Source organism: Rhizobium sp. BR 314 (assembly GCF_047445805.1).
Taxonomy (GTDB): domain Bacteria; phylum Pseudomonadota; class Alphaproteobacteria; order Rhizobiales; family Rhizobiaceae; genus Rhizobium; species Rhizobium lusitanum_B.
Window position 1 is genome coordinate 36735 of sequence record NZ_JARWLA010000019.1, and the last position, 17508, is coordinate 54242.

The window sequence follows — 17508 nt, forward strand, 5'->3', positions numbered from 1 at the left end:
ATGGCATGAGCAAGACTTGGCGCCCCGCAACCCAGCTCGTACACAACGGAACGCTTCGTTCGCAATTCGGCGAGACCTCCGAAGCGATCTATCTGACCCAGGGCTTCGTCTACGATACCTCTGAAGCGGCGGAAGCCCGCTTCAAGGGCGAGACCGAAGGTTTCATCTACGCCCGTTACGGCAGCCCGACCAATGACATGTTTGAAAAGCGCATGTGTGCGCTGGAAGGCGCTGAAGACGCACGCGCCACCGCTTCGGGCATGGCCGCCGTTTCCGCCGCCATCCTCTGCCAGCTGCAGGCTGGCGACCACATCGTCGCCGCCCGCGCGCTCTTCGGCTCCTGCCGCTGGGTCGTAGAGACACTGGCTCCGAAATACGGCATCGAGTGCACCCTCGTCGACGGACGCTTTACCGAGAACTGGGAAAAGGCCATCCGCCCGAACACCAAGCTGTTCTTCCTGGAAAGCCCGACCAATCCGACACTCGAAGTGGTCGATATCGCAGCCGTCGCCAAGCTCGCCAACCAGATCGGCGCCAAGGTCGTCGTCGACAACGTCTTCGCGACGCCGCTCTTCCAGAAGCCGCTGGAGCTCGGCGCCCATATCGTCGTCTATTCCGCCACCAAGCATATTGACGGTCAGGGCCGTTCGCTCGGCGGCATTATCCTCTCCGACAAGCAGTGGATCGACGAGAAGCTGCAGGACTATTTCCGCCATACCGGACCGGCCATGTCCCCCTTCACCGCATGGACGCTGCTGAAGGGCATCGAGACCTTGCCGCTACGCGTTGCCCAGCAGACGAAGAACGCCGCCAAGGTGGCCGATTTCCTCGCCGAGCAGACCAACAAGGTCGCCCGCGTGATCTATCCGGGCCGCAAGGACCACCCGCAAGCCGATATCATCGCCAAGCAGATGAGCGGCGGCTCGACCCTGATCGCCTTCGAACTCAAGGGCGGCAAGGAAGCGGCCTTCAAGCTGCAGAACGCCCTGGAGATCGTCAAGATTTCCAACAATCTCGGCGACAGCAAGAGCCTGATCACCCATCCTGCTACCACGACGCACAAGAACCTCACCGACGAGGCACGTGCAGAGCTCGGCATTTCGCCGGGCACCGTGCGCTTCTCCGCGGGCATCGAGGACAGCGACGATCTGGTCGAAGATTTTGCCCGTGCGCTGGAGCAGGTCTCCGCCTGATATCAATCGAGCCGCCCGGGTGCTTTTCCGGGCGGCTCGATCTACCCCTCCGGGGCAATGCTTCAGGGACTACCTGCCTTTCAGCTCGCCGCCCTGATTTGAACCTGACCGTCGTGCAGGAAGAACATCTTGTCGAACAGCTTCAGATCCAGAGGGTTCGGCAGCCGAACGTCCTCCAGATCAGGGACGGGCTTCAGCGCAGTATCGTATGAGCGGTCGATCTGCGAAATGAAGACGATGATTGCACCCCTTTCACGCGCAAACACCTTCAATGTCTGAACCTGGGCCATCAGCTCCGGCTTTTCGCGCTTCTGATCCAGCAGCTGCAGATAATCGACCACAGCTAGGGTGCCACTGGGCGCCATCGCCAGCTTTGCGATGATGTAATCGGCGCTGATGGCGTCGGAATTGTCGAACGCGAACAATGGCGCAAATTCCGCGTGGTCGGCATCGATCATCCGGAAACGATCCAGGACGACCGTCTCTGTATCCTCGAGCGTGAAAAACACGCCGCGGTTGCCAAGCTTCATGGCCTCCACGGCAAGTCTCAGGCTCATGAGGGTCTTGCCGTGACCGGGCCGTGCGCCGACCAGCACCAGATCCCCCGGCTTCAGACGCGAATACAGCTCGCTGACCGACACGTCGGTGTTGGTTCTGGCCGAGAGCAAGCTCCAGCCTTCAAACCCTTCGCTGGCCGCGATGCGATCCAGCGCGGCATGCAACGGGATATTCTGCTGACGGGACAGCAGCCTTGCCTTGCGTTTCAAATGGTAAACAGGGGCGGAAAGCCTCATCTAAACCTCCTATTGCGAGCAATCATCGCAACCCCTCCTTATGCCAGCGCTCAAACAGTCGGTTTGGAGATCGAAAACCCCGCATGAAAAATGCTTTCCCGAGTGGAGGGGGGAGGCGCGGGCCGTGCCAGAATCAGATGATAGCCGAAAACCGGTTGCCGGAAAATCTCAAGCAAACGCCTGGCGAAGAAACATTCCATGAAGTCGGGCATTACGCGTATCAAGATTTTGACGACGTACCGACAGCGCAGAGCAGGAAAACCGAAGTGTGCCATCAGCCGCTGCAAGCGTATATATCTGTCACGGCGCCGGCCAGCGCGAATTGCGGTAGACAAGCCCAAATGACAAGCGGCGCGAGATACTTTTAGTACGCCTTACTAACTTGTTTTATCAGTCATAATAGCTGAAATTAGGAACGGCTGACCTCGAGGCGCCAGATTTCATCACGCCGTTCCTTGACGGATTGGATCGGTTATAGGATACCGCTAGATATCCCGCACTTTGCGGGAGTGACAGAAAGCGGATAATATGCCGCAGACTTGGAAATGCTGAAGCGGCGATGAGGCTTGAATAAGCGCTCGACGGTTCAGGGCAGTGGCAAGGTAACAGGCATGTATCGCGCCTTAACACGCGACATAGAAGTGGTCGTGGAACCGTTTTATCTGGAGGAGCAATCCGATCCGGATGACGATCGCTATGTCTGGGGATACCGTATCGTCATCTCCAACCACTCGAAAATGGCGGTCAAGCTGGTGACGCGCTACTGGCACATCACCGACATGAACGGCATCGTCGACGAGGTGACAGGCCCCGGCGTCGTCGGCGAACAGCCGCATCTGAAGCCCGGCGACACCTATGAATATTCCTCGGGCTGCCCACTGGATACACCATCAGGCATGATGTTCGGCCATTATCAGATGGAGACGGATGACGGGGAGCAATTCCATGTCAAGATCCCCGCCTTCTCGCTCGACACGCCCAACCTGCTGCGGACGCTGAATTAAAGCGCCGCGCTTCCTTTCGGAAGTGCAACGGTCGCTCTATTTGATTTTTACGCATTCTGCGCGGAGATGCTCTGAAGCGGCCTCAGGCCGCTTCTATCTCGGATACTTCGAACCGATAGGTCGTCGAGCAGAACTCGCAGGTCACCGCGATTTCACCATTCTCTTCGCTGGCCTGGATTTCCTCAGCCGAAAAGCCCTTCAGCACGCCCTTCAGCTTGTCACGCGAGCACGAACAGCGGTCGTAGACGGCCTTCGGTTCGTAGACGCGCACGCCGCGCTCGTGGAAGAGGCGATAGAGCAGACGCTCAGTGCCGACTTGCGGATCCGTGAGCTCATCGGCGTCAATGGTCTCGACCAGACTGCGCGCTTCCGACCAGGCATCGTCCTCGGCATGGTGGCGCACACCGGTATCGCCGTCGCCGCCATGCAGGTCCGGCTGGCGCATGCGTTCGGGCGCTTCCGGCAGGAACTGGGCGATCAAGCCCCCTGCCCGCCAGCGGTGGCGTGGCTTGCCGTTCTCGTCACGATCAAAAAGCTCGGCAGCGCCCAGGCGAACGCGCGTCGGAATCTGTTCCGACTGGCGGAAATAGGTGCCGGCGATCTCCTCGAGCGACGCGCCGTCGAGAGCGACGATACCCTGATAGGGCTGGCTGAACCGGCCCTGGTCGATCGTGAAAGCGAGAACGCCCTTGCCGAGCAGCTGCTCCGGCTCCGTCCGGCCTTCCGCTACAGCCTTTGCCAGCGCTTCCTCGTTGAAGCGGGCATAGGCACGGACATTTTCCGGCGTCGAGAAATCGGCCACCAGCAGATCGACGGGACCGTCGCCCTTGGTCTGCACGGTGAACTTGCCTTCGAACTTCAGCGACGTGCCGAGCAGAACCGTCAGAACGATGGCCTCGGCCAGGAGGCGGGCCACCGGGGTCGGATAATCGTGCCGGGCAAGGATCGCATCCAGCAGCGGACCAAGCTGCACGGCACGGCCGCGCACATCGAGGCCCTCCACCTGAAAGGGTACGACGTGATCGTCACCGGCGAAATCGAATTGGCCCAGCGAGGCTGCATTTTCGGCCATTGCTTTACTCCTACTGCGCCCGCGCTCTCAAGCGCGGCTTTATATCCTCAGATCGCGCCCAGGCACCAAGCAAGAATCGACTTTTGCGCATGAAGGCGGTTTTCCGCCTCATCGAAAACAACGGATTGCGGACCATCGATCACTTCGTCCGTCACCTCCTCCCCGCGATGGGCGGGCAGGCAATGCATGAACAACGCGTCTTTGTCGGCCTGTGCCATCAAAGCCTTGTTGACTTGATAGGGCTGGAAGACGTTGTGACCGCGGGCCCGGTGTTCCTGATTCATGGAAACCCAGGTATCGGTTACCACACAATCGGCGCCGGCGACCGCACGGTCGGCATCATGCGAGAGCAGGATTTCGGCGCCCTCGTTGCGGGCCCAGTTCAGATAGTGATCCTTTGGCTCGGAACCAAGGGGTACCGCCATGTTCATGCGATAGCCGAAGCGTGCGGCGCCTTCGATCAATGAATGCAGCACGTTATTGCCGTCGCCGGTCCAGGCGACAGTCTTGCCCTTGATCGGGCCGCGATGCTCCTCGAAGGTCATGATGTCGGCCATGATCTGGCAGGGATGCGTGTCGTCCGTCAGCGCATTGATAACCGGAACGGTCGCATGTTCCGCCAGTTCGAGCATGCGCGCATGATCCGTGGTGCGGATCATGATCGCGTCGACGTAGCGCGACAGGACCTTGGCGGTATCGCCGATCGTCTCGGCGCGGCCAAGCTGCATTTCGGTGCCGGAGAGGAACAGCGTCTCGCCGCCGAGCTGGCGCATGCCGACATCGAAGGAAACGCGGGTACGGGTGGACGGCTTCTCGAAAATCATCGCCAGCATCTTGCCCGCAAGCGGCTTGTCGGCCGCGCCCGCCTTCAGCTGCTTCTTTCGCACGATCGCATCATCGATGATGTGACGCAGATCGGCAGCCGGAACGGCTGAGAGATCGAGAAAGTGTTTCGGAGAAGCCATGTCCTTACCTGTGCTCCAGAAAAAACAATAATGCCCGCGTGGGACACGCATAAGCCCCCTTAAATCGGCACCGATTTATAGAAAGCTTATGCGATTCCTAAATGTTACTGCGTCCTTTGCGCGTCGTCTCGACGCGCGGCGCAGTAATCGCCCCGACTGCAGGCGTTAAACTTAAGCCGATTTCTTGGTGCGGGCAGCGCGCGCACGTTCGGCCGCACGCTCGATGCGGGCAAGGCCTTCGCGTGCTTCCTCGGCGGTGACGACGAGCGGCGGCAGCAGGCGGATGACGTTGTCGCCGGCGGGCACACCCAGCAGATGCTCGGCTCGGATAGCCTGCAGCAGATCCGCCTGCGGAATGGCCGCCTTGATGCCGAGCATCAAGCCTTCGCCGCGTACATCCTCGATGATATCAGGGAAGCGGTCTTTCAGCGAGGCAAGACCCTGGCGGAAGACCAGCGCGACATCGCAAACATGCTGCAGGAAGCCATCAGCAAGCACGATGTCGAGCACCGCATTGCCAACGGCCATGGCAAGCGGATTGCCGCCATAGGTCGAGCCGTGCGTGCCGGCCTTCATGCCGGAGGCGGCTTCAGCCGTCGCAAGGCACGCACCGAGCGGGAAACCGCCGCCAATCCCCTTGGCCACAGCCATGATGTCAGGCTTAATGCCGGCCCATTCGTAAGCGAAGAGCTTGCCCGTGCGGCCAACGCCGCACTGGACTTCATCCAGGATCAACAGCAAGCCATGCTCATCGCAGATCTGGCGCAGGCCGCGCATGAACTCATTGGTGGCTGGGCGAATACCACCCTCGCCCTGCACCGGCTCGATCAGGATCGCCGCCGTCGCATCGGTAACTGCTGCGCGGACGGCGTCGAGATCACCGAACGGCACCTGATCGAAGCCCGGAGCCTTTGGGCCGAAACCTTCGATGTACTTTTCCTGACCACCGGCTGCGATCGTCGCGATGGTGCGGCCGTGGAAGGCGCCCTCGAAAGTGATCACATGAAACTTCTCGGGATGCCCCTTGGCGAAGTGATAGCGCCGCGCCGTCTTGATGGCGCATTCCAGCGCCTCCGCGCCGGAATTCGTGAAGAACACCTTGTCGGCGAAGGTGACATCCGTCAGCCGCTTCGACAGCTTTTCCTGACCGGGCACTTCATAGAGGTTCGACAGGTGCCACACCTTGTCTACCTGCGCCTTCAGTTCGGCCACAAGATGGGGATGGGCATGGCCAAGCGAATTGACCGCCACACCAGCTGCGAAATCGAGGTAGCGTTCGCCACTTTCCGTCACCAGCCAGACGCCCTCGCCTCGCTCGAACCGCAGCGGAGCACGCAGGTATGTATCATAAAGCGGCGCGGTCTCGGCCATGGCCATATCTCCTCGATCACAACTTTAAGGACCAATCGCTTCCGCTTGATGAAACGGGTCCGAAAAAATCAAAAATGCCGCCTTGCGGCGGCCTGGGCACTATTGATGTTTTGCACCGCGATGTCAACAAAACTGGCGATTTAGCAAGTGCGAGAAAGCGCTTGCGCGCAAATGGATCGCGTTCGGCACGGCATATTGCAGAAATGCCACGCCGGGGCAGCAAGTTGGGGAAAACCCCGAAATCGATTCCTCAAGATTCTCGCGACTCTTGTCACGGAGTCAGCCTCACACTAGGTTAAAAAGCAATTGCTAGACTGCATGCGGCGGAACTAGTCACCACAATTTTAAAGCGTTTCGTGCCTCGATCCCATGCGAGGCAATGGTGAAGGATTCTGCCACCGGAAACGCGACAGCGGAGACAGGGCATGAATTGGACAGACGAACGCGTCGAGAAGCTGAAAAAGCTATGGTCCGAAGGGTTGAGCGCCAGCCAGATCGCGGCGCAACTGGGTGGCGTGAGCCGTAATGCCGTCATCGGCAAGGTGCATCGCCTGAACCTTCCCGGCCGAGCGAAGGCGGGTGGCACGGCGACGGCTGCTCGCACGCCGAAGCGCACTGCCTCGGCGCCAAGGGCTCCGGCTTACACCTCGCGCGTCGCGACCCGTACGGTTGCCCGCCAGCAGGGTGCAACCATGCTGAAGGAAGAGATCGAGGTCGATGCGGTCAACGAGATCACCTACCGTCCCGCGGCCAATGTCGTCGTTCCGATTTCGCGCCGCCTCGGCCTGACGGAACTGACGGAACGCACCTGCAAGTGGCCCGTCGGTGATCCGTTGAAGGACGATTTCCACTTCTGCGGCAATGACAGCCCGGATTCCTCGCCGTACTGCACCTATCATCAGCGCATGGCCTACCAGCCGGTGCATGATCGCCGTCGCAACAACGGCTAAGCAGCGAATTCAAGAATTCAGACAACGAAACGGGCCCCTCGAGGCCCGTTTTCTGTTTCCGCCGCAATGTTGATGCCTGAGCGGTTGACCGCTCAGGCCTCCATGGAATAGCCCGCGCCGCGAACGGTGCGGATGACATCCTGCATATTGGAGAAGTTTAGCGCCTTGCGCAGGCGGCCGACATGAACGTCGACGGTGCGTTCGTCGACATAGATATCGTGCCCCCAGACGCCGTCCAGCAGCTGCGAGCGGGAGAAGACGCGGCCCGGCGAGGACATCAGGAATTCCAGCAGACGGAATTCCGTCGGACCCAGCCGCACTTCGCGGCTCTTGCGATGAACGCGATGGGTTTCGCGGTCCAGCTCGATATCGCCGCAACGCAGCACCGTAGAGAGAACCTCCGGACGGGCACGCCGTAGCATCGCCTTGACGCGCGCCATCAGCTCCGGCGTCGAGAACGGCTTGACGACGTAATCGTCCGCGCCGGTGGAAAGGCCGCGCACGCGCTCGCTTTCCTCGCCGCGGGCCGTCAACATGATAATCGGCAGGCGCTCCGTCTCCGGCCGCATACGCAGCCGGCGGCAAAGCTCGATGCCGGACACGCCGGGGAGCATCCAGTCGAGGATCAGAAGATCGGGGATGCGCTCCTGGAGACGCAACTCGGCTTCATCGCCTCTGAGGATCGTGTCGACCTCGAAGCCTTCGGCCTCAAGATTATAGCGCAGCAGAACGCTCAGCGCTTCCTCGTCTTCTACAACAGCAACTCTCGGAACCATGCGCCTTTGGTCTCCTTTCTTCTCTTCCAGATTATTCCGTCACCGCGCCAACGGTGTTTGCAGTGTCGTCCTTCGGACGTTCGCCTTCCGGCTGTGCGCCTGTCGCCATGTAATAGATCGTCTCGGCGATATTGGTGGCATGGTCGCCGATGCGCTCGATGTTCTTGGCGCAGAAGAGAAGATGCGTGCAGGTGGTGATGTTGCGCGGATCTTCCATCATGTAGGTCAGCATCTCGCGAAAGAGCGAGGTGTACATCGCGTCGATTTCCTCGTCGCGTTCGCGGATCGAAACAGCCTTGTCTGGCGACCGCGTGGCGTAGACGTCAAGGACTTCCTTGAGCTGGCCGAGCGCCAGTTCGGAAAGATGTTCGATGCCGCGGGCAAGCTTCCGCGGAACTCCGGTGCCCTGCACGGCGATGACGCGCTTTGCCGTGTTCTTGCCAAGGTCGCCGACACGCTCCAGATCGGAGGCGATGCGGATGGAACCCATGATCTCGCGCAGGTCAGCCGCCATCGGCTGACGACGTGCGATGGTGACGATCGCCTTGTCGCCGACTTCGCGTTCGGCATGGTCGAGAACGACGTCGTCGGAGATGACCTTCTGTGCGAGAGCGGCATCGCTATGAACCAATGCGCGAACGCTGTCGCTGACCATCTGTTCGGCCAGACCGCCCATTTCGGCAATACGGCGCGTCAGGAACTTCAGGTCTTCGTCATAGGCAGAGAGAATGTGAGTGGAGACCATTTTTCTTTCCTTAAGGTGAACTGTGTGAAGGGAGCCGCGCACCTGACATCATCAACCAAAACGGCCCATGATGTAATCCTGCGTGCGGAAATCGTCGGGATTGGTGAACATCTTATCGGTGTCGTTCTCCTCGACCAGATGGCCGAGATGGAACATTGCGGTGCGCTGTGAAACGCGGGCAGCCTGCTGCATGGAATGCGTCACGATAACGATCGTAAAATTCTCCCGCAGCTCGTGAATGAGATCCTCGACTTTTGCCGTCGCAATCGGATCGAGCGCCGAACAGGGCTCGTCCATCAGGATCACCTCCGGGCTGACTGCAACGGCGCGCGCGATGCACAGGCGCTGCTGCTGTCCGCCAGAAAGGCTGGTGCCGGCATCGTGGAGCCGGTCCTTCACTTCGCCCCAGAGACCAGCCTTCTGCAGGCTGGTTTCGACGATGTGCTCGAGATCGGCCTTCGAACGATGCAGGCCGTGTATGCGCGGACCATAGGCGACGTTCTCGTAGATCGATTTCGGAAACGGATTGGGCTTCTGGAAGACCATGCCGACGCGCGCGCGCAGCTCCACCACATCGATACTGTTGTCGTAGACATCCTGATCGTCGAGCGTGATCTTGCCGGTGATACGGCAGGTCTCGATCGTATCGTTCATGCGGTTGAGGCAACGCAGGAAGGTGGACTTGCCGCAGCCAGACGGGCCGATCAACGCCGTGACCGTATTGGCGCGGATATTCAGATTGACGTCGAAGAGCGCGCGCTTTTCGCCGTAGTAGACCGAAACGTCCTGGCCGATCATCTTGTAGGGGATCGTCATCATCTTCTTGGCCAATGCTCGTTCGCTTCCGGCTTCCGTCATCATGTTCATTTCGTGCTCCTCCCCTACCAGCGCCGCTCGAAGCGACGGCGCAGCAGGATTGCCCCGATATTCATCGCAACGAGGAAGAAGAGCAGGACGATGATGGCCCCGGAGGTTCTCTCAACGAAGGCACGCTCCGCTTCGCTCGCCCACATGTAGATCTGCACCGGCAGCGCCGTCGAAGGATCGAGCGGCGAAGCGGGATAATTGGCGACGAAGGCGACCATGCCGATCAGAAGCAGCGGCGCCGTCTCCCCGAGCGCATGGGCAAGCCCAAGGATCGTGCCAGTCAAAATACCGGGCATGGCGAGCGGCAGGACATGGTGGAAGACCATCTGCATGCGCGACGCGCCGAGGCCAAGTGCGGCACTGCGGATCGATGGCGGTACCGCGCGCAGCGCCGAGCGCGTGGCGATGATGATCATCGGCAGCGTCATCAGGCTCAACACGAGACCGCCGACCAGCGAGGCCGAGCGCGGCAGTCCCATCATGTTGATGAAGACCGAGAGGCCGAGCAGGCCGTATACGATCGATGGCACGGCTGCGAGGTTGTTGATGTTGACCTCTATCAGATCCGTAAGCCGATTTTTCGGTGCAAATTCCTCGAGATAGATCGAAGCGGCGACGCCGACGGGCAAGGCGAGCACAAGCACGGTCAACATCAGATAGAGCGAGCCGATCAGGGCAACACCGAGGCCTGCAGCTTCCGGCCGGCTCGAATTGCCTGAAAGGAACAGGCCGCTGTTGAAGGCCTTGTAGAGTGCGCCGCTATCGCGGAGCTGCTTCATCCATGCGACCTGCCGATCCGACACCTTGCGGTCCTTCTCGTCGGCCGTCAAATCGATCTGCCCCTTGTTGGCGGAGTCGATATTCGCGCTGGCAAGAAGCACCACGTTTGCGGTCGTGCCGATGATAGCGGGGTTGGCAACGACCTTGTCGCGCAGTGCGATCCGGGCGCTGTCCGACACCATGGCCGTCGCCTCGCGAACGAGCGCGCGATTGGCGGGATCAATACCAAGCATCTTCACCACTGCGTCACGCACAAGTACGGGATAATTGGCCGATATCAGCACCTTGGGATCGCTGGAACGCTTGCCCGTTGGATCGATGACTTTCTCGGAGAACTCGATCGGCAAGACGAGTGATGTCTGGACGAAAGCCGTATAGCCGTTGCGGACCACGGTCGACACCAGGATAGCGAGGAAGACGACGCCGAAAATGACGGCGGCAATTCCATAGGCGCGAAAGCGGCGCTCGGCGGCATAGCGCCTGGCGATGCCGATATCGCGACGCACCGGGGCGTCGGGTGCAAGCCCGCGCGGATTTTTCTGTGACGAGGAGGACACGATATCGCTCATTCGTACTGCTCCCGGTATCGGCGGACGATATAGAGCGCATAGACGTTCAGGCAGAGCGTCACGCAGAACAGAGTGATGCCGAGCGCGAAGGCGACGAGCGTCTGCGGCGAGGTGAACTCCAGATCGCCGGTCAGCTGGTTGACGATCTTTACCGTCACCGTCGTCATCGGCTCGAAGGGATCGAACTGCATGCGCGCCGCCACGCCGGCCGCCAGCACGACGATCATCGTTTCTCCGACCGCGCGCGAAGCCGTCATCAGGAGTGCACCGACGATACCGGGAAGCGCTGCCGGCAGCAGAACGCGCTTGACGGTTTCGGAGCGCGTTGCGCCAAGCCCGAGTGAACCGTCACGCAGCGAGCGCGGGACCGCCATGATGATGTCGTCCGATAGCGACGAGACGTAGGGGATCAACATCACGCCCATGACGAAGCCAGCTGTCAGCACGCTCTGCGCCTCGATGAAGCTTGTGAAGCTTCCGGTCATCAGGCCGTTGATCTCTGCCGAAATATCCCTGAGGAAAGGTCCGACCGTGACGAGGGCGAAGAAGCCGTAAACGATCGTCGGAATGCCGGCCAGCACCTCGAGCATCGGCTTGGCGATGGAGCGCACGCGTGCCGAGGCGTATTCGGCCATGTAGATCGCCGCGAACAAGCCGATCGGCACGGCAAAGAGCATGGCGACCAGACCGATATAGATCGTGCCCGCCAGCAACGGGATCAAGCCGAAGGTTCCCGATGTCTGCGTGCCTGCGCCCGTGAAGCGCGGATCCCAAACGGTGCCGAAGAAGAATTCACCTGCAGGCACCATGCTGAAGAAGCGCGCAGCTTCCGACAACATCGAGACGACAATCCCGACCGTCGTCAGCACGGCGATGGAAGACGCGATGATGAGCGCCCCGAGAATGACCTGCTCGACACGATTGCGCGCGCGAAAGCGTGGCGCGATGACGCGCAGGCCATAGGCCGCACACAAGAGCGACAGCAGGATCGCCGCCACGCTCATGACGATCCGGCTGATTTCGCGCATGCCATTATATTTGTTTGCCGCATCGACCATGTAGCCGGTCGGGCGGACCGCCAGGGGCACGCCCCTCTGCGCCAGCAACAATTGCAGATCCGCCGTGCCGCCCGCGACGTCGGCAAGCTCCTGGCCATCGAGAAGGCGCACGCCATGGGCGATGCTGCGCACCATGCCGTAGCTGAGATTGAGTTCCGCGCGCGGAAGAGCTTGCACCTCTTCCGGGAAGGATTTGATCACGAAGCGGTCGATCACTTCCGAGCTGGCGATCGACCAGACGCAGACGAGCGCCAAAGCGGGCAGCACAGCCCATATGGCGGCATAGGCACCGTGATAGCCGAGCCTGGAATGCATAGAAGAGGGCCTGCCGCCCGACAATGCAGCAGCCCTCACCCGCCCCAGCACGAAGGCAAAGGCGCCGATGACCGACACGCATAACAGCAGCAATGACACACTCATTCCAATTCCCCGGCCAGCGTCGGCGCGATGGAATTTCGCGCCGACGTGCAGTCCTTACGCACTTACATGATCTTTCCGTCCGCAAAATCTTTGCGGATCTGGTCGCGCTCAGCATCCGGCGCGGGCACGAGGCCGTATTCGGCCAGCGGGCTATCCGGCCCGATCATCTGATCGCTGGTGAAGAAATCGACATATTCCTTGAGGCCCGGGATAACACCCAGATGTGCCTTCTTGACGTAGAAGAACAAGGGACGCGAGACCGGATAGGTGCCGTCGGCGATGGTCTCGCCCGAGGGCACGATACCGCTGACGGTGGCGACCTTCAGCTTGTCGGCGTTGTTCTGGTAGAAATACAGGCCGAAAACGCCGATGCCGTGCTTGTTGGCGTTGATGCGCCCCAGCGTCTCAGGATAATCGCCGTCGATATCGACAGCCAGGCCATCCTTGCGCACGGCAATGCACTTCTTCGCCTGCTGATCGGCATCCTTGATCGCGGCCTTGATGACGTCGAGCGCACCCGAGGCCTTGCATCCAGCGGAGAGAACCCGCTCCTCGAAAACCTCGCGCGTGCCGTGCTTTTCGCCCGGAATATAAGCAGCGATCTCGAAATCCGGCAGAGACTTATTGATCTCGGACCATTTCCTGTAGGGGTTGGCAACCAGCTTGCCATCGACGACGACTTCGGCTGCAAGCGCCTTGTAGAGATCAGCGGGCACGAACTTGATGTCCGGATTGCTCTTGTCGAACGCAAAGACGATGCCGTCGTAGCCGATCTTGACCTGCTGGATATCGGCGACACCAGCTGCCTTGCAGGCGCCGATCTCGCTATCCTTGATCGGACGCGATGCATTGGCGATATCGATGGAGTCGGTGCCGACGCCCTTGCAGAATTCCTTGAGGCCGGCGCCAGAGCCGCCGGATTCGACGATCGGCGTCTTGAAGTTGGTATGAGTTTCGCCGAAGTTTTCGGCAACGATCTTGGCATAGGGGAATACGGTAGAGGAACCGGAAATCTGAATCTGGTCGCGGGCCACGGCAGCGCCGGCAAAAGCGGCGGATGCGACCAGCGCGAGAATAGACAATTTCAACGCGTTCATAATGAATCCTCCCTGACGGGCTAAAAGAGCACGACGGTGGGCGGCACACCCACCAGTTTCAGCGCTTCTTTCTTACCGGCCAAAGCACCGCCCTTTTATGTCAGGCGAGTGAAACAATTATGACAGTCTATCCTTTTGAAACTTATAGGCTAATTCTCACCAAAAATCGCCTGTCTCTAGCAACTTCAGAAGCGGACGGTAAAGTCCGTTCCCTTTCCAACTTCCGACTTGACGATCAACCTTGCACGGTGCCGGGTGAGAATATGCTTGACGATGGCGAGCCCGAGACCGGTGCCTTTCTTCGAGCGGCTGTCCTCAACGTTGACGCGATAAAAGCGCTCGGTCAGGCGGGGCACATGCTCGGCCGGTATGCCCGGCCCCTTGTCGGAAATGACCACCGCGACCGCCTGTCCAGGCTCGTTCATCAGCGAAACCTCGACGGACTTGCCTTCCTGGCCATACTTGCAGGCATTCTCGATCAGATTTTCGAAAACTTGCACCAACTCGTCGCGATCACCCAGCACCTCTACCTTGCCGGCCGGGACTTGCAGGTTGATCGTCACGTCGAGATCGCCTGCAAGCGGCAGCAGCGAGTCCCGCACATGGCCGAGCAGCGGCACCAGATCGACCTTCTGATCCGGCGCTATATGCGACTTCAGCTCCAGCCGAGAGAGCGACAGGAGATCGTCGACCAGCCGGCTCATGCGGGTCGCCTGATCGAACATGATGGCGAGAAAACGCTGCTGCGCCTTCGGATCCGACTTGGCTGGGCCCTGAATGGTTTCGATGAAACCTCTCAGCGATGCCAGCGGCGTGCGTAGCTCGTGGCTGGCATTGGCGACGAAGTCGGAGCGCATGCGATCGATATGGCGCAGCTCGGAAATGTCCCTGAACGACAGCAGGAAAAAGGTGCCGGCCTCGGCTTGAGGCAGATCGATCGGCGCGATGCGCACGATGTAGACGCGCTCGGAAGGCAGCCGCTCGGAGTGTTCGATCTGGTTCGGAGTGTTGGTCGCGATTGTCTCGCGGACCATATCGAGCAGGCCGGGAGAGCGCAGCTTCGATGAAATATGCGCTCCGATCGGGAAGGCGCCGAAGGCCTTTTCAACCGCGGCATTCTGCACCAGCACCGATGCCTCGCGATCGATGATCAGGACCGGCGCGTCGAGAGCAGAAAGGCCCGCGAAAGCGGTATGCAGCAGAGCTTCGGGATCGACAGGCGCCGGCGTGGTCGGCGCGGGCACTGCGACCCGCTCCACCAGCGGCGGGCGGATCAACGCGACGATGACCGCAATGGCCCAGATCCAGAACACGACGCCGGTATGGATACCTTCAACAAGCGCAAGCACCGCAATCAGCGTCGCAAGAACCAGGATGGCGCTCTCCTGCCGCAGCCGCACCGCCAACTTCCTGAAAATTGACCATTCGTCTTCCAACTGCGCCCGTCCCTTTACCTGCCACCATGGAATGCTGGATCACGCGTCTTATCCATGATTCATGACAGAAGTATTCGGCTGTATCCACAGAAGGCGGAAACTGACAACAATAAATGTAGCCGGCAAAAGGGCGCGAGGGCAAAGGGGTTGAAACCATTGAATAAAAGCGCCAATTTGCCCGAGGAACTTTTTGCCGCCTTGCCGCGGCAGGATTAGCAAAGCGTAAACGACCGAGGAGCCGGGACATATGGGAGAGGAAGTCAAAAGCCGCGCTGTAGAGCTGGATATCCGTGGGATAAAGCGGATATTCGATGTCGACGACCCCGCGCTGCCGAGCTGGATCGATGACGAAGCGCTGACCTCAGGCAACTATCCCTACAAGAAGAAGCTCAAGGAGGAAGAATATCTCGACGAGCTGGAGGCGCTGCAGATCGAGCTCATCAAGGTGCAGTTCTGGCTGCAGGCGACGGGCAAGCGGGTAATGGCTCTGTTCGAAGGGCGTGACGCCGCCGGCAAGGGAGGTTCGATCGCGGCGACGTCGGCACATATGAACCCTCGCCTGGCGCGTGTCGTGGCACTGACCAAGCCGACGGACCGGGAGGCCGGGCAATGGTATTTCCAGCGCTATGTCGCGCAATTCCCGACATCAGGCGAATTCGTGCTGTTCGACCGTTCCTGGTACAACCGCGCCGGTGTCGAGCCGATCATGGGCTTCTGCACGCCGAAACAATACGAGCAGTTCCTGAAGCAGGCGCCACAGATGGAAAAGCTGATCGTCCAGGACGGCATCTACTTCTTCAAATTCTATCTCGACATCGGCCGGGAAATGCAGCTGAAGCGCTTCCATGACCGATGCCACGATCCCCGCGCCGTCTGGAAGCTCTCCTCGATGGATATCGCCGCCCTTCCCAGATGGAAGGACTATAGCGAAAAGCGGGACCGCATGCTGAAGGATACGCATACGGACTATGCGCCATGGACCGTCATGCGCGCCAACGACAAGCGGCGCGCGCGCCTGAACCTTATCCGTCACATCCTGCTGACGCTCGACTACGACGGCAAGGACGAGAAGGCCATCGGCGAAATCGACAACAAGATCCTAAGCCTGGGCTCGGCCGGCTTCAAATAGGCGCAGGGAATACGCGCGACCCGGACTTATTGCCCGGGCAAGACACGGATAGCGTAGACATTGATGCCGCGCGCCTTGCCATCGACATCGCTGTTGATGATCAGTCGACCGGAAGCCGTCGGCGCTTTCGCACCATCGAAGCGAAGCTGGAACAACGCGTCCGTTTTCTGGCGGCTGGCGGTGAAGCGATGACGACCGCAACGACCGAGCGTGCCGAAATCGCACTCCACCGTGATCTGTGTCGGCGCGTCCGATGTCGACTGCAAGGTCAACGCGATCGTCGAAGGTTTGCCGACCACCTGCTGCAGCACATTGGTCGGTATTTCCACGGAGGCACTGCCATCCGGCCCGCTGCTGAGGGAGGTAATTCGCACCGCCGGCCCCTCATTCTCCGAAACATTCTCGGCCTTCGCCTGCGCTCCGGCCTTCACCTTCGCCGCATCCGTCGGCTTCAGAACTTCGATCCACTCTTCGGAGAAACGGTTTTGGGGGTCGATGACCGCCAGCCCGGGATTGGCGGGGCCGCTGTTGTCGTCCTCGTCGGCTGTGTCATCTTCGCTGTTGTTGCCGCTGAAATCCTGCGAGTCCACATGCGCCGGCGGATTGCGGACGCTGGTATCTCTCTGCGCTGCCGACATGAAGACGCCAGAGGTCTTGATCCACCACGCACCGACACCGAGAAAGGCCAGCAGGATACAAAACACCAGCAAGCGCGAGAAGAACTTGCGCGGCTTGCGGCGAACCGCGGCGCGCTCCGGCTTGAAATTCATCGTCCGTGCCGATGCCGGTGCGGCGGCGGCTGGCCGCACGTCGCTGTCGGCGCCGAGATGATCGGCAGGCCCCGCCCGCATATCGCCGAAATCGGCCTGCGGATCGGCAGGCTCGACCGACGGGGCCGCTGCCGGGCCGGCATTGCGCGAGAAAGGCAGATCGTTGTCTCGAGTTTCGCCGCGCACGCTCATGACCGGTTCGGATCGCTGTGCCGGCTGCCCGGGCGCGGAGCGCGGAGCAGCGGGGGAAACATGTGGGGCACCAAGCTCCGGCGAAGGGGGCGTCGCTTGCGCGGGGCGGAGGCGTTCCTCGGTCTCGATCTCGCGTATGGTCGCCTCCAGCCGCTGGCGCTGGGCCGCGACGACGTTGACGTCGGTAATGTCCTGTTTACGGAGACCGGCCTCCAATGCCTGTCGTGCCGACTGATAGATGCGAGCCCGGATTTCCGGATTGGCGCGATCGGACCGATCCAACGCGCTTCTTATAGCCGTTTCTAATCCGCTCACATCAG

At 60.4% G+C, this 17508-nt stretch carries 16 protein-coding genes; 4 read left to right on the top strand and 12 right to left on the bottom strand.

Annotated elements, in window-relative coordinates; all coding sequences use genetic code 11:
- The first annotated feature begins 5 nt into the window (after positions 1–5).
- A complete protein-coding gene (locus QD461_RS21855) occupies positions 6–1193 on the top strand; it encodes an O-succinylhomoserine sulfhydrylase (RefSeq protein ID WP_184706685.1) in 1188 nt (395 codons plus the stop codon).
- Positions 1194–1273: 80 nt separating this feature from the next.
- Here the strand turns inward: QD461_RS21855 and QD461_RS21860 are convergent, their stop codons facing one another.
- Positions 1274–1987 (bottom strand): DNA helicase, encoded by a 714-nt coding sequence (locus tag QD461_RS21860; protein ID WP_414089639.1) that lies wholly within the window; start codon positions 1985–1987, stop codon positions 1274–1276.
- 611 nt (positions 1988–2598) lie between these two features.
- Here QD461_RS21860 and apaG point away from each other — a divergent pair.
- On the top strand, positions 2599–2991 hold the full coding sequence (apaG, locus tag QD461_RS21865; protein ID WP_092843006.1) for a Co2+/Mg2+ efflux protein ApaG: 393 nt from the start codon (positions 2599–2601) through the stop codon (positions 2989–2991).
- An 82-nt stretch (positions 2992–3073) separates the two neighbouring features.
- Here apaG and QD461_RS21870 read toward each other — a convergent pair whose 3' ends face one another.
- From QD461_RS21870 to QD461_RS21880, 3 genes are all read right to left on the bottom strand, one after another.
- Positions 3074–4063 carry an Hsp33 family molecular chaperone gene (locus QD461_RS21870; protein WP_414089640.1) on the bottom strand — a complete coding sequence of 330 codons (990 nt, stop codon included), beginning with the start codon at positions 4061–4063 and terminating at the stop codon, positions 3074–3076.
- Positions 4064–4110: 47 nt separating this feature from the next.
- Complete coding sequence (gene argF, locus QD461_RS21875; RefSeq protein WP_414089641.1) at positions 4111–5028, bottom strand: ornithine carbamoyltransferase; 918 nt, start codon at positions 5026–5028, stop codon at positions 4111–4113.
- A gap of 171 nt (positions 5029–5199) precedes the next feature.
- Positions 5200–6399, bottom strand: coding sequence for an aspartate aminotransferase family protein (locus QD461_RS21880; RefSeq protein WP_414089642.1), 1200 nt, complete (start codon positions 6397–6399; stop codon positions 5200–5202).
- A 425-nt stretch (positions 6400–6824) separates the two neighbouring features.
- On the opposite strand from QD461_RS21880, the gene QD461_RS21885 reads away from it, so the two are divergent.
- Positions 6825–7349, top strand: a complete 525-nt coding sequence (locus QD461_RS21885) for a GcrA family cell cycle regulator (RefSeq protein WP_184706675.1) — start codon at positions 6825–6827, stop codon at positions 7347–7349.
- 92 nt (positions 7350–7441) lie between these two features.
- On the opposite strand, the gene phoB is transcribed toward QD461_RS21885, so the two are convergent.
- From phoB to phoR, 7 genes are all read right to left on the bottom strand, one after another.
- Entirely contained in the window at positions 7442–8125 is a 684-nt protein-coding gene (gene phoB, locus QD461_RS21890) for a phosphate regulon transcriptional regulator PhoB (protein WP_004128368.1), read from the bottom strand.
- Positions 8126–8156: 31 nt separating this feature from the next.
- Positions 8157–8870: a phosphate signaling complex protein PhoU gene (gene phoU / locus QD461_RS21895; RefSeq protein WP_184706673.1), complete on the bottom strand. Its 714-nt coding sequence runs from the start codon at positions 8868–8870 to the stop codon at positions 8157–8159.
- A gap of 51 nt (positions 8871–8921) precedes the next feature.
- Complete coding sequence (pstB, locus tag QD461_RS21900) at positions 8922–9737, bottom strand: phosphate ABC transporter ATP-binding protein PstB (RefSeq protein ID WP_184706671.1); 816 nt, start codon at positions 9735–9737, stop codon at positions 8922–8924.
- Positions 9738–9751: 14 nt separating this feature from the next.
- A complete protein-coding gene (gene pstA / locus QD461_RS21905) occupies positions 9752–11086 on the bottom strand; it encodes a phosphate ABC transporter permease PstA (RefSeq protein ID WP_414089643.1) in 1335 nt (444 codons plus the stop codon).
- Positions 11083–12564, bottom strand: a complete 1482-nt coding sequence (gene pstC, locus QD461_RS21910; RefSeq protein WP_414089644.1) for a phosphate ABC transporter permease subunit PstC — start codon at positions 12562–12564, stop codon at positions 11083–11085. The genes pstA and pstC overlap by 4 nt, the downstream gene beginning before the upstream one ends.
- Before the next feature lie 62 nt (positions 12565–12626).
- Positions 12627–13661 (bottom strand): substrate-binding domain-containing protein, encoded by a 1035-nt coding sequence (locus tag QD461_RS21915; RefSeq protein WP_414089645.1) that lies wholly within the window; start codon positions 13659–13661, stop codon positions 12627–12629.
- Between the two features lie 185 nt (positions 13662–13846).
- Positions 13847–15067 carry a phosphate regulon sensor histidine kinase PhoR gene (gene phoR / locus QD461_RS21920; RefSeq protein ID WP_414089699.1) on the bottom strand — a complete coding sequence of 407 codons (1221 nt, stop codon included), beginning with the start codon at positions 15065–15067 and terminating at the stop codon, positions 13847–13849.
- Positions 15068–15344: 277 nt separating this feature from the next.
- On the opposite strand from phoR, the gene ppk2 reads away from it, so the two are divergent.
- A complete protein-coding gene (gene ppk2 / locus QD461_RS21925) occupies positions 15345–16226 on the top strand; it encodes a polyphosphate kinase 2 (protein ID WP_414089646.1) in 882 nt (293 codons plus the stop codon).
- Positions 16227–16252: 26 nt separating this feature from the next.
- Here the strand turns inward: ppk2 and QD461_RS21930 are convergent, their stop codons facing one another.
- Positions 16253–17503, bottom strand: a complete 1251-nt coding sequence (locus tag QD461_RS21930; protein WP_414089647.1) for a hypothetical protein — start codon at positions 17501–17503, stop codon at positions 16253–16255.
- Positions 17504–17508: the final 5 nt, after the last annotated feature.

Excerpts from the sequence above, each read along its gene's own strand:
- QD461_RS21860 (WP_414089639.1), bottom strand. The coding sequence starts at position 1,987 with ATGAGGCTTTCCGCCCCTGTTTACCATTTGAAACGCAAGGCAAGGCTG.
- pstC (WP_414089644.1), bottom strand. The coding sequence starts at position 12,564 with ATGAGTGTGTCATTGCTGCTGTTATGCGTGTCGGTCATCGGCGCCTTT.
- argF (WP_414089641.1), bottom strand. The coding sequence starts at position 5,028 with ATGGCTTCTCCGAAACACTTTCTCGATCTCTCAGCCGTTCCGGCTGCC.
- QD461_RS21915 (WP_414089645.1), bottom strand. The coding sequence starts at position 13,661 with ATGAACGCGTTGAAATTGTCTATTCTCGCGCTGGTCGCATCCGCCGCT.
- QD461_RS21855 (WP_184706685.1), top strand. The coding sequence starts at position 6 with ATGAGCAAGACTTGGCGCCCCGCAACCCAGCTCGTACACAACGGAACG.
- QD461_RS21880 (WP_414089642.1), bottom strand. The coding sequence starts at position 6,399 with ATGGCCGAGACCGCGCCGCTTTATGATACATACCTGCGTGCTCCGCTG.
- QD461_RS21885 (WP_184706675.1), top strand. The coding sequence starts at position 6,825 with ATGAATTGGACAGACGAACGCGTCGAGAAGCTGAAAAAGCTATGGTCC.
- ppk2 (WP_414089646.1), top strand. The coding sequence starts at position 15,345 with ATGGGAGAGGAAGTCAAAAGCCGCGCTGTAGAGCTGGATATCCGTGGG.
- phoB (WP_004128368.1), bottom strand. The coding sequence starts at position 8,125 with ATGGTTCCGAGAGTTGCTGTTGTAGAAGACGAGGAAGCGCTGAGCGTT.
- pstA (WP_414089643.1), bottom strand. The coding sequence starts at position 11,086 with ATGAGCGATATCGTGTCCTCCTCGTCACAGAAAAATCCGCGCGGGCTT.
- apaG (WP_092843006.1), top strand. The coding sequence starts at position 2,599 with ATGTATCGCGCCTTAACACGCGACATAGAAGTGGTCGTGGAACCGTTT.
- QD461_RS21870 (WP_414089640.1), bottom strand. The coding sequence starts at position 4,063 with ATGGCCGAAAATGCAGCCTCGCTGGGCCAATTCGATTTCGCCGGTGAC.
- pstB (WP_184706671.1), bottom strand. The coding sequence starts at position 9,737 with ATGAACATGATGACGGAAGCCGGAAGCGAACGAGCATTGGCCAAGAAG.
- phoU (WP_184706673.1), bottom strand. The coding sequence starts at position 8,870 with ATGGTCTCCACTCACATTCTCTCTGCCTATGACGAAGACCTGAAGTTC.